The sequence below is a fragment of the Actinokineospora alba genome, assembly GCF_004362515.1.
In the GTDB taxonomy this organism is placed as follows: Bacteria; Actinomycetota; Actinomycetes; order Mycobacteriales; family Pseudonocardiaceae; genus Actinokineospora; species Actinokineospora alba.
On record NZ_SNXU01000001.1, the window covers coordinates 3,789,793 to 3,810,107 of the forward strand.

Genomic DNA, 20,315 nt, shown 5'->3' on the forward strand with positions numbered 1-20,315 from the left:
TCCCTTTCAGTGGTGCGGGCGCAGGCGCGCCACGACGTGCAGGCGGTCACCGGACAGCGAGCCCCCGAGCTCGGCGTCCGGCGTCCACGGGGTGTCCGTGCGCGGTCCCGGTTCGTCGAACAGGGCGAGCACGTCGAATCCGGCGAGGTCGAGCAGGAGGCGGAGTTCCTGGGGGAACAGCAGTCGCCACGCGGAGCGTTGGACCAGCGGCTCGGTGCGGCCGGTCCAGGTCCAGTCGCGTCGGCGGCGCAGGAGTTGGGCGGCGTGGTCGATCCACAGGGTGGTGTGGGAGGTGTAGTCGACGCCTTGCCACGTCACCGTTCGGGTGCGGGTGTCGTGGAGCAGCTCGGTGTTGCCGAGGAAGAAGGCGCCGTTGCGCATCTCGGCGACGAGCAGGCCGCCTGGGGTGAGGTGTTCGCGGCAGCGGGTGAGGAACGCGCTGAGGTCGGCGTTGGTGTGGCAGTAGAGGAAGGCGCTGTCCAGGCAGGTGATGACGTCGACCGTGCGGCCCAGCGCGAAGGAGCGCATGTCGCCGACGACGAAGTCGACCTGCTCGTGGTGGCGGCGGGCGTGCTCGACCATCGCCTCGGAGCTGTCGAGGCCGGTTGCCTGGTAGCCGTTTCGGGCCAGGTAGCCCGCGTCGCGGCCGGTCCCGCAGCCGATGTCCAGGAGCTTGTTGCCGCCGTCGAAGCGGGTGACGAGGTCGTGGACGAACCGGGCAGCGACGTGGTCCGGGTCCGGGAACTGCTGTTCGTAAAGCTCGGGGTTGTCGGTGAGCAGGTTCATCCCACGGTCTCCTTCGTCAGTGCGCCCCGCCGATGCAGCACCAGAACGGCACCGGCGCAGACCAGCCCGATGGCCACGCACACCAGTGAAGCGAGCGTGTTGCTCACCTCGCTGGCCCAGCCGATGGCCGCGTTGCCCACCGCGGCGACGACACCGGAGGCGAGGTAGAACATGCCGAAGTACGTGCCCGCCAGGTTTTCCCGGCCGAACGTCGGGATGAGTTCGTAGACGAACGGGTGCGTGATCATCACCCCGAAGGCCAGCGCGAGCGTCGCGACCAACACCCCGACGACTCCGAGATTCAGGGCTGTGGCGACGAACCCGCCGCCCATCAGCGCGAGCCCGAGCGCGATCGCCCGCCCTCTGGCCAGCTTGGCGCTGAGCAGGCGGGTGATCCGGACCTGGAACAGCAGACTGGCCACAGTGGACACCAGGAACACGGCGGCCACGCTGCTCGCGCTGCCGGTCGCGCGTTTCGCCTCCATCGGGAGGACGAGGTACAGCTGGTTCTGCAGGGCGAACATGCCGGTCAGCGCCAGGGTGAACGCGATGAACCGGCGGTTGGCCAGGCATTCGCGCCAGTCCCCGATGACCGTGCCGTCGTGTGGCTGCACGGCCCGGGCGGGCAGCACCATCGCTTGGGCGATCGTCAGGAGGGCGAAGATGCCGGCCGCCACCAGGGCGGACACCCGGAAGTCACCCCAGAGGAGCAGCACGCTCCCGAGCACCGGACCGAGGAGGGCGCCCGCCTGCGCGAACACGTTGAACAGCGCGAACGCTCCGGCCTTGTCGTCCGCCTCGACCGCGATGTAGGCGCGAACGGCGGGGTTGAACAGGGCCCCGGCCAGTCCACTGAGGACGGACGCGGCCAGCAGGATCGCCAGGGACTCACCGGCGGCGAACATCCCGAACCCGAGCGTGCGCAACGCACACCCAGAGATGATCACCCGCCGCGGCCCGAGCCGATCGGACGCGGAGCCGCCGACGAGGAACATGCCTTGCTGGCTCAGCGTGCGAACCCCGAGAACGATCCCGACCATGGCGACGGACATGCCGAGGTCGTCGGTGAGGTGCGTGGCGAGGTAAGGGATGAGCAGGTAGAAGCCGGTGTTGACGCCGAACTGGTTGATCAGCAACAACCGCACCGAGAGCGGAAAGCGCCTCACCGCGCGACCACCCCGAGGCCGGGCGTGTCGGTCAGTCGTAGGGTGCCGTCTTCGCCGCCGATGCCCTGCCACGGATCATCGGCGAGCAGCAAGTGTCCATCGAGGTCGATCCAGCGGGCCTGGCCGCTCAAGTGCACGGCCGGGGCGATCCCCAGCGAACTCGCCACCAGACAACCCAGCATGACGTCCATCCCGCCCTCACGGGCCGCGGCGATGATCTCCTGGGCCGCCCGGAGGCCGCCGCACTTGGCGAGCTTGATGTTGACCCCCGCCACCGCCCCCGCGAGCGCCCGCACGTCCGCCACCGTCGCGGCGTCCTCGTCGGCGATCACCGGCACCGAGACCCGCGAGCTGATCCAGGCCAGCGAGTCGATCTGCCCTGGCGCGATCGGCTGTTCCACCGCGGCGATCCCGTAGTCGGACAGCCGGTCCATGACCCGCACGGTGTGCTCGGGGGTCCACCCGCCGTTCGGGTCGAGAAGCAGCCGCGCGTCCGGCGCCACCGCCCGGATCGCGGACAACACCGCTTCGTCGTGCTCCGACCCCAACTTGACCTTGAGCACCTGGAAACCCCGGGCCACCAACAAAGCCGCCAGACGCGCCGCTTCCTCCGGCGCCTCGATCCCGATCGTGTAGGCCGTAGGCGTATCGACCCAATCCCGACCGACCAGTTGCCACACCGGCACCCCGAGCCGCTGTCCGATCAGGTCATGCAGGGCCGCGTCCACCGCGGCCGTGACGCCGGGAGCATCGACCGGAGGCAAAGCGGCAAGGAAGTCCGCCGGGTCGGAGAAATCAGCCGCGACGGCCTGGAACTCCTTGAGCAGCACGATGATCCGCGCGACGTCCAACCCGTAGTAAACGCTGGTCACGACCTCGCCATGCCCCACCTGCCCATCGCACGACACGACCACCCGCACCGCGTCGCGGCGGGACATGGTCGAGCGCGAGATGCGCAGGGGAGTGGTCAGCTCCAAGCCGTAGACAGTCCAGTCGAGCTTCACGCGGGCACCGCCAACCGGGCGCTGGGCACGGTCACCGACCGGCACCGCGCCCAGCCCGTGACCTCGACCGACTCCGCGTGCCCGATCTCCACCGGACGATCCGCCGCACGACCCAACAGACCCCGGTCGCGACAGAAGCCGTCATCGAAGATCGTGCCCAGATACCTGTGCGGTCCGTCCGGGAACACGGTGGCCACCACCGCGCCCGCCTCGACCCGGGCCACCCACGCCGACACCAACGCCACCGCGCCCGTGCTCCAACCGCCGGTCACAAAGCAGTCCCGCGCTAGCCGCCTGCACGCGTCGACCACCTCGGTCGGTCCGACCCAGTGCACCTCGTCGAACTGGTCATAAGCCACATTGCGCGGATAGATGCTGCTGCCCAACCCACGCATGACCCGGGCCCGCGCCGGCTGGCCGAAGATCGTCGAGCCGATCGTGTCCACGCCGACCAGCCGCACGTGCGGCCAGTGCGCGCGCAGTGACTCGATGATCCCGGCACTGTGCCCACCCGTGCCGACGCTGCACACCAGCACGTCGACCCGATCGAGCTGCTCGACCAGCTCCCGAGCGAGCGTCGCGTACCCGGCCGGGTTGTCCGCGTTGTTGTACTGGTCCGGCCAGAACGCGTCCGGCAGGTCCCGGCACACCGCGCGCAGCCGGTCCAGCCGCGCCTGCTGCCACCCTCCGGTCTGATGTGGACGGTCGACGACCTCCAGCCGTGCGCCGTGGGCGTGCAGCAGCGCGCGCATCGACGGCTCCAGCTCCGCGTCGACCACCAGCACCACCGGGTGCCCGAGCGCCTGACCCGCGAACGCCAAGCCGACGCCGAGCGTCCCGCTGGTCGACTCGACCACCGCCGCCCCCGGCCGCAGCTCACCGCGGGCCCGCGCGGCCAGCAGCATCGCCACCGCCGACCGGGCCTTCATCCCGCCCGCGCTCAGGCATTCCAGCTTCGCCCAGAAGCCGCCGTGCCCGTGCGGCAGCGGTGTGTCGATGTACGCGACCGGAGTCTTGCCTAAGAGTTCGAGCAGATGCGCGTTCGCGCGGATCACTTCGGCTCCCCGCGGTAGAGGTGGATCGTGGTCGGCCCGCCGTCGAGCCAGAAGAACGGGAACGGCTCGGCCGACACCGCCGACACCCCGCCGCCGATGAACCACGGCAGCACCGCGCTGCCGGTCTGCGCGAACAGCACGACTTGGCGGCCGAAGCCCAGCAGCCCTTCGAGGCTGCCGTTGCCCACGGTCATGCCCGACGCCAGCACGATGTCGCAGTCGCCCAAGGCGCTCGAGGCGTCGGTCGCCACCGGCTCGTCCCACTCCGTCCGACCGCCCTTGAGGTCGCAGGGGACATAAGGCAGCCCGCGTTCCCGCAGGTGGTGCAGCAGGGAGTTCACGACCCCGACGACCAGCACCCGCGAGTCGGGGGTCGCCTCGATCAGGTCGACGACAGCCGACGCGCGCGCCATCGACTTGTCCAGCGAACTGCCCGCGGGGATGGTCACCTGCTCGGCGCCGGACGTCTCGTGCGGGTGCGCGTTCATCAGGTACGCGTCGAGCGCGGCGAGGCGGATCGCGGAGTTCGCGTGGTCGAGCAACTCGGCCACGCTCGCGCCGACACAGTCGTAGACGTCGCCGTCGTCGAGGGTGCCCGGCTCGACCGCGCACGAGCCGACGGCCTGCCCGATCCGCAGGCTGACCACGCTGTTTCGGTAGGACTGGTCCCGCGAGGCATGCCGCACGCCCTGCTGGGTGCTGAACCCGACACTGATCCGCTCACCGGCCGGATCAGGTCCGAGTTTGCCCGCGCGGACGTGGTCGACCAGGTCGGCGAGTGAAGTGAAGGCCCTCACGCGGCGTCCTCGGCGTAGCGAACGTCCAGGCCGTTGACGATCTTCTCGGCGGTCGAGCGCGCGCCGAGGCCGTCGTGGTCGACCACCATCACGTGCCCGAGGTAGGTGTTGTTGCTGGTCGGCTCGCCCGCCCGGTGCCCGGGGGACTTGAGCTTGCACTCCACGACGCCGGGAGCGGCGACCTCGCCGACGATCTCGGCGACCAGCCCCGAGCGCGGCGGCAGCAGGAACGAGATCGCCGCGCTGCGCACCCCGGTCTCCGCGTGCGTCAGGTCGGGGCGCTGACCGACCGCGAGCTGCGCGTACACGGCGGGCAGGTCGATGCCGGTAACCCGGCGCACCAACTCGGTGATCTGGTTGCCCGCCGGTCGCGGGTTGACCTCGATGAGCTTGGGTCCGGCCGAGGTCAGCTTGATCTCGGTGTGCGCGACGATGTCGTCCAGGCCGAGCGCCTCGATGGCCGCCACCGCGACCTGAGCTGCGTCGGTGCCGTCGAGGTCGGCGGGGAACATGTGCCCGCTCTCGACGAACCACGGCTCCCCGGCGACGCTCTTGTCGGTCACGCCGACGACGTGCGTCACGCCGCCCACCGTCACGGTTTCGACGCTGACCTCCGGGCCGTCGAGCAGCTCTTCGAGCAGCACGGTCGGCAGCCGGGGCTGGTCGCGCGCGTTGACCGGGAAGGCCTCCAGAGCGGCGAACGCCTCGCGCAGCTCCGCCTCGCCCGCGACCTTGCGCACGAACATCCCGCCGCACAGGTCCACCGGCTTCACCACGAGCGGGTAGCCAAGCGACCGCGCCGCGTCAGCGGTCTGCGGCCAGCCCGTGGCCAGGGCGTATTTCGGCCCCGGAACGCCCGCCGCGCCGAGCGTGGTGCGGGTGCGGTCCTTGCGGTTGGCGCTCTCCACGGCCTCCGGCGTCGGCCCTGGCAGCCCGAGATGGGCGGCGACCTTGGCGACGGTCGGGAGGTAGTAGTCGCAGGAGGAGATGACGCCGTCGAACCCCAGCACGGCGTGCATACGTTCCACATAGGACAGCAGGCCGGGCACGTCGTTGGTCTCGGTGGTCAGCACATTCTCGGCCGACAGCAAGGGATGCGTGCCCTCGGTGGGCGCGGAGCGCAGGTAGTGGTGCAGGTCTCGGGTGAGGAAGGTGAAGCGATGACCGGACTCGCGGATGGCCCGGGGGAGCAGCGAACTCATCGCCCCTACCCAGCTCTCGATCATCAACAGATGTCCCACGCCACACTCCCTCGCCCCGTCGCCGGTAAACAAAGGAATGGTAATCATTTTCAGTAACTTGTCACTCCGGCAGGTAGGTGACGTGGGACACGTGGACGGTGACCGGGAGTGGTCGATATGGGCGCGCGTAGACTCGGCAGGTCAAATGTCGGCGACCTCCGAGGAGAACGCGCGTGCCCAAGCTGGACCCCGGGGCGCTGGAGGAACTGCAGCAGGTCGAGTCCGAACTGGACACCCGCTGGCCCGAGACGAAGATCGAGCCATCGCTCGACCGCATCTCCGCGCTGCTCGACGTGATCGCCCAGCCGCAGCTGGCCTACCCCGTGCTGCACATCGCCGGGACCAACGGCAAGAGCTCCACGACCCGCATGGTCGACGCGCTGCTCACCCGGATCGGCCTGCGCACCGGCCGGTTCACCAGCCCGCACCTGCAGTCGGTCACCGAGCGCATCAGCCTCGACAACGAGCCCATCAGCCCCGAGCGCTACGTCGAGGTCTACCGCGACCTCGAGCCGTACATCGCGATGGTCGACGCCAAGTCCGACATCAAGCTGAGCAAGTTCGAGATCCTCACCGCGATGGCGTTCGCCGCCTTCGCCGATGCCCCGGTCGACGCGGCGGTGGTCGAGGTCGGCCTCGGCGGCAGCTGGGACGCGACCAACGTCGCCGACGCGCGGATCGCCGTGGTGTGTCCCATCGGCATCGACCACGTCGACTACCTAGGCCCGGACATCCTCGGCATCGCGCGGGAGAAGGCGGGCATCATCAAGCCCAACTCGATCGCGCTGCTCGCCGAGCAGACCAACGAGGTCGCCCGGGTCCTGATCGAGCGCGCCACCGAGGTCGACGCGGTCGTCGCGCGGCAGGGCCTGGAGTTCGGGGTGCTGGAGCGCAGCGTCGCCATCGGCGGCCAGATGCTCAAGCTGCAGGGCCTCGGCGGCGTCTACGACGAGATCTTCCTGCCGCTGCACGGCGCCCACCAGGCCGCCAACGCGGCGCTCGCACTGGCCGCCGTCGAGGCGTTCTTCGGCGCGGGCACCGAGCGTCAACTCGACGTCGACGCCATCCGCGAAGCCTTCGCCTCGGTCGTGATCCCCGGCCGGTTGGAGCGCCTGCGCTCCTCACCCACCGTCTTCGTCGACGCCGCCCACAACCCCCACGGCGCCGCCGCGTTGGCCGCGGCCCTGGAGGACGAGTTCGGCTTCCGCAAGCTGGTCGGCGTCCTGGGAGTCATGGCGGACAAGGACGTCACCGGCATCCTGACCGCGCTGGAACCGGTGCTCACCGAGGTTGTCGTCACGGCCAACTCTTCCCCGCGAGCGATGGACCCGGAGCAGCTGGGCGCGGCCGCCATCGAGATCTTCGGCGAAGACCGCGTGATCGTCCAACACCGCCTGCTGGACGCCATCGACACCGCGGTCACCCTCGCCGAGACCACCGAGGACCCCCGCGACTCGATGTCCGGCGGGGGAGTGGTGGCCACCGGCTCGGTCGTCACCGCCGGGGATGTTCGCGCGATGTTCGGCAAGGAGCCCGCATGACCGCCCCGGACCCCATGAAGGGCTTCCGCGGCGTCATGTCCGCGATGCTCATCCTCGAAGCCATCGTGGTCATGCTGGCCCTGCTGATCATCGCGAAGATGGACGGCGGCCTGGCCACCTGGCAGGGTTGGCTCGTCGGGTCGCTTGGCCTGGCCCTGATCCTGGCGTGCGGCGTTGTCGGCAAACCGTGGGGCACGTGGGTCGCTGTCGGCCTGCAGGGCGTGATGATCCTGTGCTTCTTCGCGCTTCCGGCTCTGGGCGCTATCGGCGTGATCTTCGGGCTGGCGTGGGCGTGGATGTTGTGGCTGCGCCAGGACGTCGAGAAGCGGATGGCCGAGGGCAGGCTCACCAGCCAGCAGGAGTGATCTCTCGTGGACCACATGGCGACGGCGAATGAGCGAGTCCACCGCGGAAAAGTCCTCCAGTGGAACGAAGAGGACGGCTGGGGGATCATCGAATCGCCGACAATCGATAGTCCCATCTGGACGCACTTCTCCACTATCGATCCAGCCGATCCGAACACCTCACCGGGTGGTTATCGGCGTCTGCGCGTGAACGAGGCCGTGGATGTCACGGTCGAGCGCGCCGAGCAGGATGGATACCACTGGCGAGCCACCTGGGTGAAGGGTGCTCAGGAAACCGCGTCTTGAGTCGGGCGGATGTCAGGAACTGCGCGGGACGACCAGGCCGGATTCATAGGCGAAGACGACGAGTTGGGCGCGGTCGCGGGCGTGGAGTTTCACCATGGCGCGGTTGACGTGGGTCTTCGCGGTCAGCGGGCTGATCACCATGCGGTCGGCGATCTCGTCGTTGGACAGGCCCTGGGCGACCAGGGCGACGGCCTCGCGTTCGCGGTTGGTCAGTTCCTTCAGGCCCGTGTGGGTGCCGGTGTCGAGGGGCTGGCTGACGTAGCGGTTGATCAGTTTGCGGGTGATCGACGGCGCGAGCAGCGCGTCACCTCGGGCGGCGACGCGGACGGCGTGGAGGAAGTCCTCCGGTTCTATGTCCTTGACCAGGAAGCCTGCCGCACCGGCCCGTAGAGCGTTGAAGACGTATTCGTCCAGGCCGTAGTTGGTCAGGATGACGACGTGCATCGCGGCTAGGTCCGGGTCGGCGGCGATGCGGCGGGTCGCCTCGATGCCGTCGACAAGGGGCATTTGGATGTCGATGAGCGCTATGTCGGGGAGGTGTTTCCTGGCCAGCGCCACGCCCTCGCCGCCGTTGGCGGCTTCGGCGACCACCTCGATGTCGTCCTCCATGTCAAGGAGGGCACGGAATCCGCTGCGGATGAGCGGCTGGTCGTCGACCAGCAGGACGCGGATCACGTTCGGTCCACGGGAAGTTCGGCCTGGACGGTGAAGCCGCCCTCACCGCGCGGCGCCGCCCGCAACTGACCGCCGAGGGCGGTGACCCGTTCCCGCATCCCGAGGAGCCCGACGCCCGGTTCCGGCGCTGCGTCGGAGGTGGCCTTGCCATCGTCATCGACCTGGATGACGAGGGCGTCGGGCCGGTAGTCGATCCGGACTGACGCGGTGGCCGCGGCGGCGTGCCGGACGGTGTTGGTCAGCGACTCCTGGACGATCCGGTAAGCGGTGCGTTCCACGGCGGCGGGAACGTCGCTGCGGTGTCCCTCGATCGTCAGCTTCGCGTCCAGGCCGGTCGTCCGGGCGCGTTGGACCAGGTCCGGAACGTCGGCGAGCCCGTGCGGCGGGTGCTTGTCGTCGTCGCGCAGGGCCTCCAGGGTCGCGCGCAGTTCACGGGCAGCCTCACGGCCCGCGTCCCGGATGGCCAGGAGGGAGTCGGGCACTTCTTCGCCTCGTTTACGGGCCAGGTGGACGGCGACTTCGGCTTGCACCTTGATCACGGAGATCTGGTGCGTGAGCGAATCGTGCAACTCCCGCGCGATGTGCAGCCGCTCCTCGTCGGCACGGCGGCGCGCGGTTTCCTCGCGGGTGCGCTCGGCCTCGTCGGCGCGGCGCTCGGCTTGCCGCAGCGCTTCCCCCGCCGCGCCGGCGGCGATCAGCCAGGCGATCTCGAGGACGTTCCGGGATTGGGTGAACGCCTCACCCAGCTGCCACCCGTGGGGAGCGGCCAGGATCGCCAGGGGGAGAGCGGCCAACATGACCACCGACCCCACCACCGTGACGATGCGGTGTCCCGCCCGCACGGCGGCGTACACCGCGAACAGATACGCGACGACCGGCACGTCGAACCCGATGGCCTGATACCCCAACGCGCACAACCCGGTCACGGCCAACACGGTGACCGGAGCCCAGCGGCGCGCGGCCAGCGCCAGACCACCGGCGGCCAAGAGGGCGTAACCCAGTGGGTCGAGGGCCGTGGCGGGGTGCTGCCTGGACAGCCCGGCGAGCACCAGGGTCGCCGCCACACCGATGGCGATTCCCCAGTCTCCGAGACTAATCCGACCCCTGGTCATAAGTGGACAGTAGCCGGATATCCGCGCGGGGAACTCCTACGCACAGACCATCAACCGACTACCGCGGACGCAGTAGTTTCCCGCCCCCTGCGGCAGACACGGCAGTGCGAAGTGCCTGCGCTCGCACGACGACTGGAGGTGGGTTCGGCGGACAGGATCAGCGGTGTCCAGTTCGTCGGAGAGAAGGAGAAACCCCATGTCCGTCCGTCAGCTGCTTGCCGCGCACGTGTTGGGCCAGCCTGAGGTTGTCAGTTCCTACGCCATGACCGGGGGACGTTTCTGGTCGTTGGTGGGTGTGGCGTTGGGACTGGTGGGAGTGGTCGTGGGCGGGGTGGCCCTGTCCCGGCGCGGAGGGAGGAAGGCCATCGCGGCGTTGGTGCTAGGGCTGGCCGGCGCGGTTGTCGGAGGGCTGGTGGTGGCCGCCGCCGAGGGTGGTCCTGGCACGGGTGCCGGGATTGTCGGGGGCTTCGTGGCGTTGGTCGTGGGACTGATCGGCGCGGGCCTCGGCTGGCTGGCTCGCTCTCGGCGACCGGTCTGACCGCCAACTATAGTTGGTGTTCGCCAACTATAGTACGCTTACATGTACTATAGTTGGCAGCGGAGGGGGTGTGCATGGAGCTGGGACGACCGTTGTCAACGGTCACACCGACACTCGATGGCGACATCCTCGCGATCCTCGCCACCGTCGATTCCTCCTTCACGACCGGCCAACTGCACCGGATGTTGACGCGGCACTCGGTCGAAGGCATTCGCAAAGTGCTGAAGCGTCTGGCCGAGCAGGGGATCGTGCGGTCGAACAAGGTCGGTCAAGCCGTCGCCTACCGACTCAATCGCGATCATCTGGCAGCGGAACACATCATCGGACTTGCTCGAATCAAGGAGACCCTCCTCGCCCGCATCGAGGAACGCTTGGAGTCTTGGGCCGTACCACCGGTCTACGCCGCTGTCTTCGGCTCAGCGGCGACTGATTCGATGACGGTGGAGAGTGACTTGGATGTTCTGCTGGTCCGCCCCGATCACGTCGAGGACGGCGAGTGGGCAGAGCAGGTCGACAGGTTGGTGGCAGAGGTGACTCTCTGGACCGGCAATGATGTGCGGCCATTGGAGTTCGCCCTCCACGAGGTCGCTTCTCGCGGTCGGGACGAACCGGTCCTGCGCGATGTGTTGGACAGGGGGCTTACCGTCGCCGGCACCCGCGCGTGGTTGGTCAAACAGCTTCGGAAGAAGGACTGAAGTGCGGACACAGCCGTGTGACGGCGACATCAAGCGTGGCCGGCTCCGCAAGGCAGGGCAGTTCCTGGAAGCGGCGCAGCTAGTCCGCGAGATGGCTGATGAGAGCGACGAAGTCGCCGATGCGTACGTGACGTTGTGCGTCCACGCGGGCATCGCGGCCTCCGATGTCATTTGCTGTGTCAGAGTGGGCGAACATGCCCAAGGTGAGAGTCACGCGGACGCGGTCGGTCTGCTGGCCAGGGCGAACAAGGAAGCCGCGAAGCACCTGAGCACGTTGCTCAAGCTGAAGACGAAGTCTGGCTACAGCCACACACCCGCCACTGCGGACGAGTTCAAGCGCGCGGGCAGGGCGGCGGAGATGTTGGTGGAACAAGCTCGCCGCGACTGGGGCGGGAACTAGTCAGCCCGAGGTCGCGAGACGCTCGGGTGACCAGGCGACCGGGGCTGGCCGCCACGCTGCGTGAGCCCTGTTTCAGCCCCGGTCGTGATCGGCCGCAATTCTTTCCATGAAATCCACCGAGTCGGGGGAATCGAGTGCGATCCGCCTCAGCTGATCCACCATCTCCACATAGTCCTCGGTGTCCTCCGGCTGGTCCTCGAATCCTGAGGCGCCCTTGTTCTCCAAGTACACCAGCCGAGGCAGCTGGCGGAACTCCAGGATCGTGAAGCACGCCGATAGGTCGTAGCCGCCGTGCCGAAACGGGATCACCCGGATCGCGCAGTTGGGTTCCTTCGCCAGATCGATCAGCCACCGAATCTGGGCGGCCATGGCCTGCGAGCCACCGAACGGCCGTCGGAGCACGGCTTCATCCAGAAAGACGCGAAGGGTGGGGCGGACCGGCCGGAAGAGGATCTTCTGCCGCTCCATCCGCCGGCGCACACGGCGTTCCGCATCGGCCTCATCCAGGAGCCCGACCCGCATTACCGTGCGCGCGTAGTCGCTGGTCTGCACGAGGCCCGGGACCAAGGTGGAGGAGAACGTGATGATTGATTCGGCCTGGGCCTCGAAGTGGATGAAGGCATCGAGAAGCGCTGCCCGCGACTGTCCCCACCAGCCGGAGGTCGCCGCTTCCTCGGCCATGGCCATGATCCGCTTGCGTTCCGGCCCTGTGACGCCATAGATGGCCAGCAAGGCCGACACATCCGCCACGCTCGCCATCCGTCTGCCGGTCTCCGACCGGTTCAGGCTCGCGATCGACGTCCCCAATCGCTTCGCCGCCGCCCGGGTCGTCAACCCCGAGCGTTCCCGCAACACCTTCAACTCCGCCGCCAACGCACGCGCCCGGGCCGGAACTCGATCGTTCATGGCTCCATGAGATCAGGTGTTCCGACTACACAGCATCACTCGAATAGCTGAGCCGTTTCCCCTTGCGAAACCTCCAATCCCACCCACGTTGACCTCCGCCGCCTACAACCAGGCCATGACCCTCAACCGCCGCACCCTCCTCCGCGCCGGAGGCATCACCGCCGCCGCAGGCCTCGCCCTCCCCGGCGTCGCCATCGCGGCTCCCCAAGCCAGGCCCCTCCTGACCCACGGTGTCCAAACCGGAGACGTCACCGCCGACGGCGCCATCGTCTGGACCCGCGCCGACCGCCCCTCCCGCATGCTCGTCGAGGTCTCCAAGGACCCCGACTTCCGCAACGCCCGCCAGTTACGCGGCCCGATGCTCACCCCCGACACCGACGGCACCGGCAAGCTCCGCCTCACCGGCCTCCCACCCGGCCGCGAGATCCACTACCGCGTCCGCGCCGAAGACGACCGCGCCACCAGTGAGCCGCTGACCGGCTCCTTCCGCACCGCCCCCATGGGCCGCGAGGACGTCCGTTTCACCTGGTCCGGCGACGTCGCCGGCCAAGGCTGGGGGATCAACCCCGACATCGGCGGCATGACCGCGTTCGCCGCGATGGCCGCGTGCCGCCCGGACTTCTTCATCAACAGCGGCGACACCGTCTACGCCGACGGCCCGCTCAAGGAGTCCGTGACCCTCCCAGACGGCCGGATCTGGCGCAACCTCGTCACCCCCGAGAAGCTCAAGGTCGCCGAGACCCTCACCGAGTACCGCGGCCAGTTCGCCTACAACCTGCTCGACGACAACGTCCGCGCCTTCGCCGCGCGCACCCCGTCCGTCGTCCAATGGGACGACCATGAGGTGACCAACAACTGGTACCCCGGCGAGATCCTCACGTCCCCTCTGTACACCGAGAAGCGCGTGGACGTCCTCGCCGCCCGCGCCTTCCAGGCCTTCCACGAGTGGATGCCCGTCGACCCGCGTCGCGCCGTGGACGGTCGGATCTACCGCAGCTTCCGGTATGGCAAGCACCTTGAGGTCTTCGTCCTCGACATGCGCACCTATAAGGACGCCAACACCTCGCCCAAGACCGGCGTCGGCCACGTCCTCGGTGAAGCGCAGGCTAAATGGCTGGTGGACGGCCTGTCCGCCAGCAACGCCACCTGGAAGATCATCGCCGCCGACCTGCCCGTCGGCCTGATCGTCCCCGACGGCACCGACATCGAAGGCGTCGCCAACGGCCTGCCCGGCGCCCCCGGCGGCCGCGAGCACGAGCTCGCCTGGGTGCTGCGTTCCGTCGCCCGAAACCGGGTGCGCAACGTCGTCTGGCTGACCGCCGACGTCCACTACACCGCCGCCCACCACTACTCCCCGGACCGCGCCGCCGTGGGCGACTTCGACCCGTTCTGGGAGTTCGTCTCCGGTCCCCTCAACGCCGGAGCGTTCGGCCCGAACAAGCTCGACCCGACGTTCGGCCCCGAAGCCGTCTTCGTCCACGCCCCACCGGCCGCGAACACCTCGCCGATGGACGGTTTCCAGCACTTCGGCGACGTCGAGATCGACGGCCCGACCGGCGCGCTGACCGTCCACCTGCGCGACGGCAAGGGCACCGCACTCTGGTCCAAGACCCTCACTCCACAACGCTGACGGCACGGCAAGTACCCTCCCCGCGGACCATCTCTGGGGGGAACACCGAATGCCGAACGACTTATCCGACCACCCTGACTTCAACGACAAGGACTGGCTGAAGAAAGCCACCAAGGCGGCCGAGAAAGACATCCGCCGCCTGCGCCGCAAGGGCAAGTGGCGCGGCCGCATGGTGTCCGCTCTGCTGCTGGTCGCGATCGTCGCGGTGGGCTACGTGATGTACCAGCGCGGGCTGTTCTCACCCGGACAGCCCGCGCCGGTCGCGTCCGCGCCGTCGACGACAGTCACGTCGAAGGTGCCCGACGCGGCGGTGAACCTGAGCCAGCCCTTCGTCGGCACGCCGGCGGCGGGCTGGGCCGACGGCGAGGCGGGCATCGTCGCGCCCGTCGCGCAGCCGATCGGCAAGTACACCGCCGAGCAGGTCGCCGACGCCTACGCCAAGGTCCGCCAAGTGGTGATCGCCGCTCGGCTCGACCGCAAGGTGATCGAGGGCCACGACACCGAGCGGTTCCTCGACTTGATCGCCCCGGAGACCCGGGCGGCGATCCGCACCGAACTCGCCGATCCGAACAAGATCAGTGGTCTGATGACGCGGATCGCCGACGGTTTTCGGCTGCTTCCCGTGCCGCCCAAGGTGAACGGGACCATGTCGGCCACGGTGGGGGAGCAGGGCACACTGGTCGTCCACACTGAGTACGTCTTCGCCTACGCGTTCCACACCGACCGCCCCGACGAGCTCCGCAGCGCCATGGACATCGTCGCGATGGGCCGGTGGAAGGCCGACTACCAGGTGCTCGACGAGACCTGGCCCAAGCCCCAGCGTGGTGTCTGGTTCAGCACCTCCAGCGGCTTCACCTATTCGATGGCGTGCGGCGCCGCGGAGAAGGGCATGCTGGCGCCCTGGTACTCCGAGTACCGCCCGTCCGGTCCGACGGCGTCGCACGAGCCGGAGGTCTACTTCGACGTCACCCAGCCGGTCACCGTCGAAGACGGCTGCGCCACCTGAGTCAGGCCATGCTGAACTTCTCGGCGTGCACCTGCGTATTCGGCACGCCGATCGCTCGGAGGCTGTCCAGCACCGACGAGGTCATCGCGAGTGGGCCGCAGACGTAGATGTCGCGTTCGGTGAGGTCGGGGACGAGGGACCGGAGATTGTCCGGCTCGAACGGCCGCGCTCCATCCTTGGTCCGGCCGGTGAGCAGGTGCAGCCTGCCGCCCTGAATCAGTTGGCGAACCTCGTGGAGCAGCACCGCGTCGCGCTCGTCGCGCACCCGGTAGAGCACGACGACGTCCTCGGTCGACCGCTCCTCCAGCAAGGCGCGGATGGGGGTGATCCCGACGCCGCCCGCGATCAGCAGCGTGCCGGGCCGCGTCCGCTGCAGTGAGGTGAACGCCCCATACGGACCCTCCATGAACACACGGGTCCCGACCGGGACGTGCCGCAGGCCGGCGCTGCCGCTGCCGACCGCTTTGGCGGTCAGCCGCAGGAAACGGCCGTCGGGCGCCGCGGACAGCGAGAACGGGTTCGCCAGCCACCAGTGGTTGTGTCCGGGGAACCGCCAGATGAAGAACTGCCCGGCCTTGGCGGGCAGCCGGTCGAGGTGTCGGCCGGTGACGTACACCGACACCGTGTTGTCCGACTCCGGCACCACGGCCTGAACCCGGAACTGGTGGTAGGCGTTGCGCCACAACGGCACGGCGATCCGCCCAAAAAGCAACGAGCCGACAGCGACGATCCACAGTGTCCACCAGTAGACGACAGCGAACGTGGAGGACTTGAACGTCGTCGTCTCAAGTAGCTGATGGACGAACGCCACCGCGATCGCCAGGTACACCAGCAGGTGCAGGGCGTGCCAAGTCTCGTATTGCAACCGACGTCGGAAGTAGCGAAGAGAGGTGACCGCGATCGTGATGATGGTGGCGGCGGCGATCATGCCGAGCAGTGACGCGGGCACCCCGGCCAGGGCGAGGAAGGTGCGCGCCATCGACGCGTTGTCCAGGGTCGCGTAGCCGAGCACGATCAGCGTGGCGTGGGTGAGGACGGTCCAGAGCAGGGTGAAGCCGGTCCACCGGTGCCACACCGTCAGCCGGTCCATCCCGATGCGGCGGTCCAGCCACGGCAGCCGGGCGACCAACAGCAGCTGGAACATCATCAGCAGGGCCGCGTGCAAGCCGACGAACTTGGCGACGGTGAGGATCGAGTTCTTCCCGGTGCCGCTGGTGAAGAACAGGACCTCGACAATCCCCAGGTTGACCAGCACGAACGCCCACAGCGCCCACCGCGCCTGAACAACCGGCGGTACTGAGCGCCTGCCTTGGGGACTAGTCGCCATGGTCGCTGCCTCTCGTCGTCGCCCTTGCCGTCTCTACGCGCGGAGGCAGCGCCGGGTTCATCGGGTGACGCGCGGGCGGGGCTCAGCCCGCCCGCGCACCGAATCATCCCTTCCCGAGGCGGTACGCGCTGTCGATGGCCACGAACGCGACCAGGGTGACGCCGAAGACCGGCATCGCCCAGCCCAGCGCCGCCGCGACCACCACGACCGTCACCAGCGCCGGAGCGGGCAACTGCCGCCACACCGGTTCCGGCGCCGGAGTCAGACCGCCCGAGGTCGGTCGGCGCTGCCACCACATCCGGTAGCCCAACACCAACAGCGCCAACGCGCCGACGGCCACCAACGCCAGCGCGAGCTGGTTCGCGAAGCCGAACAGGGTGCCGCTGTGCGCTTGGACGCCCAGCGTCGTCAGCTTCGCCGGCAGCGGGAAGTCCTGCCAACCCTGCCGCGCGGTGACCTCGGCGGTGTACGGGTCGACCGCGATCGTGGTCTTGCGGACCGGCAGCCCCTCCGAGGTCTCGGCGACCTTCACCGCCTTGGCGGCCGAGGCGGGCGCGGTGATCGTCAGCTGGCCCTCCATGCCCTGCGCCCGGGCGACGGACAGCACCCGGTCCAGGCCGACCGGTTCGCCCCGCGCGATCACGTTCGGCGCGCTCAGGCTGGGCGATTTCGCGTCGAGCGCGGCGATGGCCGTGTCGAACTTTGCCCCCGCGTGGTTGGACCAGGTCAGGCCGGTCGCGCTGAGACCGAGCAGCCCCAGGGTGAGCCACAAGCCGAGCACACCGTGCCGCGACCGGGTACGCGCCCGAGCGGACCCGTTGCCCGCGGGCACCAGCAACGTGCGAAGGCGTCGCCGCTTGCCGACCCAAAGCACCAACCCGCCCAACACCAGGAACGGCAACCAGCTCGCCGCGAACTCGGCGTACAACCTGCCGACCTCGCCGAGGTGCAGCGAACTGTGCAGCTTCCGCAGCCACACCTGCGCGGGCGGCCGGTTGTTGACCGTGATCAGCTCGCCGTCGACCTTGCCGGTGTACGGGTCGACGTAGACAGTCAGCGACTCAGTCGAGAAGTGGTCGTCGCCCTTCGCCAAACCGGGCTTGTCCAGGACGACCTGTGTGGTGCGGTCCGGATCGGCGGGCACGATCACCGACGTGAGCTTGCCCTCCGGGTGCGCGGCGAGCGCGGCGCCGACCTGCTCGGTGAGTGGCCGAGCGGGTCCGCCGGGCGCGTCCACGTACAGCTTGTCGCCGTAGAGGACGTCGTTGATCTGCGGAGTGAAGGCGTAGAGCAGCCCGGTCAGCGCGAGCACGGCCAGGAACGGCGCGACCGCGAGGCCCGCCAGGAAGTGCACGCGCCGGGCCAAGGCCCATAAAGCACGGGATTCCGCCTTCTGCGGCGCGTCGGTTCTGGGCGGGTCGGGATCGAACGTGGTCATGGTGCAACTCCTGAAAGTGTGTGTGGGGCGACCGGCGGCGACACCGGAGCGCTGAGCGCGCCGGCGGCGGGTCGGGGAAGTGGGATCAGGCAGCGGTCGCGGGCGGACCGCGGGTGACCACGGTGTGCAAGAGCAGCGCCGTACGCGCGGGAAGTCCTGTCTCCAGGAACGCGGGTCGTAGACCGGCGTCCGGACAGAGAACCGGCGCGGCGACGAACAGACTCCGGACGAGCCTGCGCACCCCGGCCCACACCCGTCGCTCGCCCTGGCGGATCCACCACGCCAGCAGCACCGTGGCGACAAGGTGCGCGGCGAGCATCCCGAGCCCGGACACACCGAACTCGGTCGACAGGTGCGTCAGGTGCGAGTCGGCCGCCACGGTCAACGTCACGTGGGTGCCGAGCTGTCCGAGGGCGAGCAGCGCGGCGATCGCGGGAAGACCCCGCTCGCGCGCGGTCATCAGCCAGCACGGCAGCAGGAGCAGGGCGGCCGCGACGGCGATCGCCGAACCCGTCCAGGTGCCCCCACCGACCACGTGCCCCGCCGTGCCTGCCAGCAGGGCGGCGACGAGCGAGGTCGCGGTGCGCCTACCGCGCGCCGGAACCCGCCTGCTGTCAGCCACGACCTGTCGCCCCCCCCGTCCTCTGTCTCGTCGAGGTTAGCGAGTCCGAGCGCTCCGACCACGCGCTGCGAGGACAAGTTCACGGGACGTCAACAAGTACCGGTTCGCCGTCAAGCCCGTAAGGGGGTGCGTTCCAATGGACAGCTATCCGATGAACAGTTCGCGCGAAGCCTTGGGCCGTTCGCGCGCGCGTCCTAAGAACGATCTATGACCCGACTGCAACGACGGACCTTCCTCATCGGCGGTCTCGCAAGCGCCGGTGCCACCATCCTCACCGCCAGCTCGGCGAGCGCCGCGCTGTACCCCTTCACCCTCGGCGTCGCCTCCGGCGAGCCCAACGCCGACGGCTTCGTCTTATGGACCCGGCTCGCGCCCAGCCCGCTCAACGCCGACGGCCTCGGCGGCATGTCCAGCGCCAACGTCGCCGTGGAGTGGCAGGTCTCCACCGACCAGTACTTCACGACTCTCGCCGCGAGCGGCACCTTCACCGCGACCCAGGCCTGGGGCCACAGCGTCCACGTCGAACTGACCGGACTGCTGCCCGGCCGCGAGTACTGGTACCGCTTCCGCGCCATGGGCCACATCTCGCCGGTCGGCCGCGCCCGCACCGCGCCCGCCGTCGGGACCAGCCCGTCGATGAAGATGCTCTTCGCGTCCTGCTCGCACTACGAAGCGGGCTACTTCACCGCGTACCGCAGGATGGCCGAGGAGAACCCCGACCTGATCCTGCACCTCGGCGACTACATCTACGAGGGCGGCGCGGGCAGCGGTGTGCGCACCCACCAGCCGTCGACCGAGATCAGCACCCTGGCGACCTACCGTGTGCGGCACGCGCTCTACAAGCGCGACCCAGACCTGCAGGCCGCGCACGCCGCCGCGCCGTGGCTGGTCGTGTGGGACGACCACGAGGTCGAGAACAACTACGCCAACCTGATCCGCAACGACACCTCGCCCGCCGGCGACTTCACCGCCCGCCGGGCCGCGGCCTACAAGGCCTACTACGAGCACATGCCGCTGCGGGCCGCGCAGGCTCCGTCGGGGGCGAACCTGCAGCTCTACCGTCGGGTGCGCTGGGGAAGCCTGGCCACGTTCCACATGCTCGACACCCGCCAGTACCGCGACGACCAGGCCTGCGGCGACGGCACCAAGCTCTGCCCGGCCGCCGACGACCCGGCCCGCACGCTGACCGGCGCGACCCAGGAATCGTGGCTGCTCAACGGATTGGGCCAGAAGCTGGGCACCTGGGACCTCCTCGGCCAGCAGGTCTTCTTCGCCCAGAAGCTCGCCGCGGCGGACGGGTCGAAGAGCATGGACTCGTGGGACGGCTACACGGCGAACCGTGGTCGTATCCAGAACGGCTGGGACGCGCAGGGCAACACCAGCACCGTCGTCCTCACCGGCGATGTGCACCGCTCGTGGGCGAGCAACCTCATGCAGAACTACGGCACCCAGAACCGGATCATCGGCACCGAGCTGGTCACCACATCGATCACCTCCGGCGGCGACGGCAACGCGACCGACAACGGCCTGTCGAGCCTCAACCCGCACGTGAAGTTCTACAAGAACCTGCGTGGCTACGTCCGCACGGTCACCACGCCGACGCAGATGACCGTGGACTTCCGCGCACTCGACCGGGTGACCGTGCGCGACTACCCGGTCAAGACCATCCAGAGCTACGTGATCCAGGCGGGCAACCCCGGCCTGCAGACGCCGTGAAGGGCAGAAC

General features: G+C 69.0%; 21 protein-coding genes. 9 read left to right on the top strand and 12 right to left on the bottom strand.

Annotated elements, in window-relative coordinates; all coding sequences use genetic code 11:
• Positions 1-6 precede the first annotated feature (6 nt).
• From C8E96_RS17335 to C8E96_RS17360, 6 genes are read right to left on the bottom strand one after another with little or no spacing between them, the layout of a single operon-like run.
• The gene (locus C8E96_RS17335; RefSeq protein WP_091372562.1) at positions 7-786 is read right to left on the bottom strand and encodes a class I SAM-dependent methyltransferase; all 780 of its coding nucleotides are present in this window, start codon (positions 784-786) and stop codon (positions 7-9) included.
• Positions 783-1,952 carry an MFS transporter gene (locus C8E96_RS17340; protein ID WP_091372557.1) on the bottom strand — a complete coding sequence of 390 codons (1,170 nt, stop codon included), beginning with the start codon at positions 1,950-1,952 and terminating at the stop codon, positions 783-785. Before C8E96_RS17340 ends, C8E96_RS17335 begins: the two co-directional genes overlap by 4 nt.
• Complete coding sequence (locus C8E96_RS17345; RefSeq protein WP_228769766.1) at positions 1,949-2,956, bottom strand: dipeptide epimerase; 1,008 nt, start codon at positions 2,954-2,956, stop codon at positions 1,949-1,951. The genes C8E96_RS17340 and C8E96_RS17345 overlap by 4 nt, the downstream gene beginning before the upstream one ends.
• Positions 2,953-4,011, bottom strand: coding sequence for a PLP-dependent cysteine synthase family protein (locus C8E96_RS17350; protein WP_228769765.1), 1,059 nt, complete (start codon positions 4,009-4,011; stop codon positions 2,953-2,955). Before C8E96_RS17350 ends, C8E96_RS17345 begins: the two co-directional genes overlap by 4 nt.
• The gene (locus tag C8E96_RS17355) at positions 4,008-4,808 is read right to left on the bottom strand and encodes a Rossmann-like domain-containing protein (RefSeq protein WP_091372553.1); all 801 of its coding nucleotides are present in this window, start codon (positions 4,806-4,808) and stop codon (positions 4,008-4,010) included. Before C8E96_RS17355 ends, C8E96_RS17350 begins: the two co-directional genes overlap by 4 nt.
• The gene (locus tag C8E96_RS17360) at positions 4,805-6,049 is read right to left on the bottom strand and encodes an ATP-grasp domain-containing protein (RefSeq protein ID WP_091372549.1); all 1,245 of its coding nucleotides are present in this window, start codon (positions 6,047-6,049) and stop codon (positions 4,805-4,807) included. The genes C8E96_RS17355 and C8E96_RS17360 overlap by 4 nt, the downstream gene beginning before the upstream one ends.
• Before the next feature lie 173 nt (positions 6,050-6,222).
• Between C8E96_RS17360 and folC the strand changes: the two genes are divergently transcribed.
• Genes folC through C8E96_RS17375 form a run of 3 tightly spaced genes read left to right on the top strand, consistent with a single transcriptional unit; the run spans position 6,223 to position 8,240 of the window.
• Positions 6,223-7,590, top strand: a complete 1,368-nt coding sequence (gene folC, locus C8E96_RS17365) for a bifunctional tetrahydrofolate synthase/dihydrofolate synthase (RefSeq protein WP_091372546.1) — start codon at positions 6,223-6,225, stop codon at positions 7,588-7,590.
• A complete protein-coding gene (locus C8E96_RS17370) occupies positions 7,587-7,955 on the top strand; it encodes a DUF4233 domain-containing protein (protein WP_091372542.1) in 369 nt (122 codons plus the stop codon). Before folC ends, C8E96_RS17370 begins: the two co-directional genes overlap by 4 nt.
• Positions 7,956-7,970: 15 nt before the next feature.
• The gene (locus tag C8E96_RS17375) at positions 7,971-8,240 is read left to right on the top strand and encodes a cold-shock protein (protein WP_091372539.1); all 270 of its coding nucleotides are present in this window, start codon (positions 7,971-7,973) and stop codon (positions 8,238-8,240) included.
• A gap of 12 nt (positions 8,241-8,252) precedes the next feature.
• Here C8E96_RS17375 and C8E96_RS17380 read toward each other — a convergent pair whose 3' ends face one another.
• Together C8E96_RS17380 and C8E96_RS17385 are read right to left on the bottom strand one after the other, a co-directional pair.
• A complete protein-coding gene (locus C8E96_RS17380) occupies positions 8,253-8,915 on the bottom strand; it encodes a response regulator (RefSeq protein ID WP_091372535.1) in 663 nt (220 codons plus the stop codon).
• Positions 8,912-10,027: a sensor histidine kinase gene (locus C8E96_RS17385; RefSeq protein ID WP_091372531.1), complete on the bottom strand. Its 1,116-nt coding sequence runs from the start codon at positions 10,025-10,027 to the stop codon at positions 8,912-8,914. The genes C8E96_RS17380 and C8E96_RS17385 overlap by 4 nt, the downstream gene beginning before the upstream one ends.
• Before the next feature lie 196 nt (positions 10,028-10,223).
• Here C8E96_RS17385 and C8E96_RS17390 point away from each other — a divergent pair, with 196 nt between their 5' ends.
• From C8E96_RS17390 to C8E96_RS17400, 3 genes are all read left to right on the top strand, one after another.
• Complete coding sequence (locus C8E96_RS17390; protein ID WP_091372528.1) at positions 10,224-10,565, top strand: DUF6223 family protein; 342 nt, start codon at positions 10,224-10,226, stop codon at positions 10,563-10,565.
• Positions 10,566-10,639: 74 nt separating this feature from the next.
• Positions 10,640-11,260, top strand: a complete 621-nt coding sequence (locus C8E96_RS17395) for a nucleotidyltransferase domain-containing protein (protein WP_091372525.1) — start codon at positions 10,640-10,642, stop codon at positions 11,258-11,260.
• Position 11,261: 1 nt separating this feature from the next.
• Positions 11,262-11,660: a hypothetical protein gene (locus tag C8E96_RS17400; RefSeq protein WP_166658032.1), complete on the top strand. Its 399-nt coding sequence runs from the start codon at positions 11,262-11,264 to the stop codon at positions 11,658-11,660.
• A 72-nt stretch (positions 11,661-11,732) separates the two neighbouring features.
• Here C8E96_RS17400 and C8E96_RS17405 read toward each other — a convergent pair whose 3' ends face one another.
• Positions 11,733-12,566, bottom strand: coding sequence for a helix-turn-helix domain-containing protein (locus tag C8E96_RS17405; protein ID WP_091372520.1), 834 nt, complete (start codon positions 12,564-12,566; stop codon positions 11,733-11,735).
• Between the two features lie 115 nt (positions 12,567-12,681).
• On the opposite strand from C8E96_RS17405, the gene C8E96_RS17410 reads away from it, so the two are divergent.
• On the top strand, positions 12,682-14,196 hold the full coding sequence (locus tag C8E96_RS17410; protein WP_091372970.1) for an alkaline phosphatase D family protein: 1,515 nt from the start codon (positions 12,682-12,684) through the stop codon (positions 14,194-14,196).
• Positions 14,197-14,245: 49 nt separating this feature from the next.
• Entirely contained in the window at positions 14,246-15,202 is a 957-nt protein-coding gene (locus tag C8E96_RS17415; protein WP_091372516.1) for a hypothetical protein, read from the top strand.
• Between the two features lies 1 nt (position 15,203).
• Here C8E96_RS17415 and C8E96_RS17420 read toward each other — a convergent pair whose 3' ends face one another.
• From C8E96_RS17420 to C8E96_RS17430, 3 genes are all read right to left on the bottom strand, one after another.
• Complete coding sequence (locus tag C8E96_RS17420) at positions 15,204-16,529, bottom strand: ferredoxin reductase family protein (RefSeq protein WP_091372510.1); 1,326 nt, start codon at positions 16,527-16,529, stop codon at positions 15,204-15,206.
• A gap of 103 nt (positions 16,530-16,632) precedes the next feature.
• Positions 16,633-17,967: a PepSY-associated TM helix domain-containing protein gene (locus C8E96_RS17425; protein WP_091372507.1), complete on the bottom strand. Its 1,335-nt coding sequence runs from the start codon at positions 17,965-17,967 to the stop codon at positions 16,633-16,635.
• A gap of 85 nt (positions 17,968-18,052) precedes the next feature.
• Complete coding sequence (locus C8E96_RS17430) at positions 18,053-18,589, bottom strand: hypothetical protein (protein WP_091372502.1); 537 nt, start codon at positions 18,587-18,589, stop codon at positions 18,053-18,055.
• A gap of 207 nt (positions 18,590-18,796) precedes the next feature.
• On the opposite strand from C8E96_RS17430, the gene C8E96_RS17435 reads away from it, so the two are divergent.
• A complete protein-coding gene (locus C8E96_RS17435) occupies positions 18,797-20,305 on the top strand; it encodes an alkaline phosphatase D family protein (protein ID WP_091372499.1) in 1,509 nt (502 codons plus the stop codon).
• Positions 20,306-20,315: the final 10 nt, after the last annotated feature.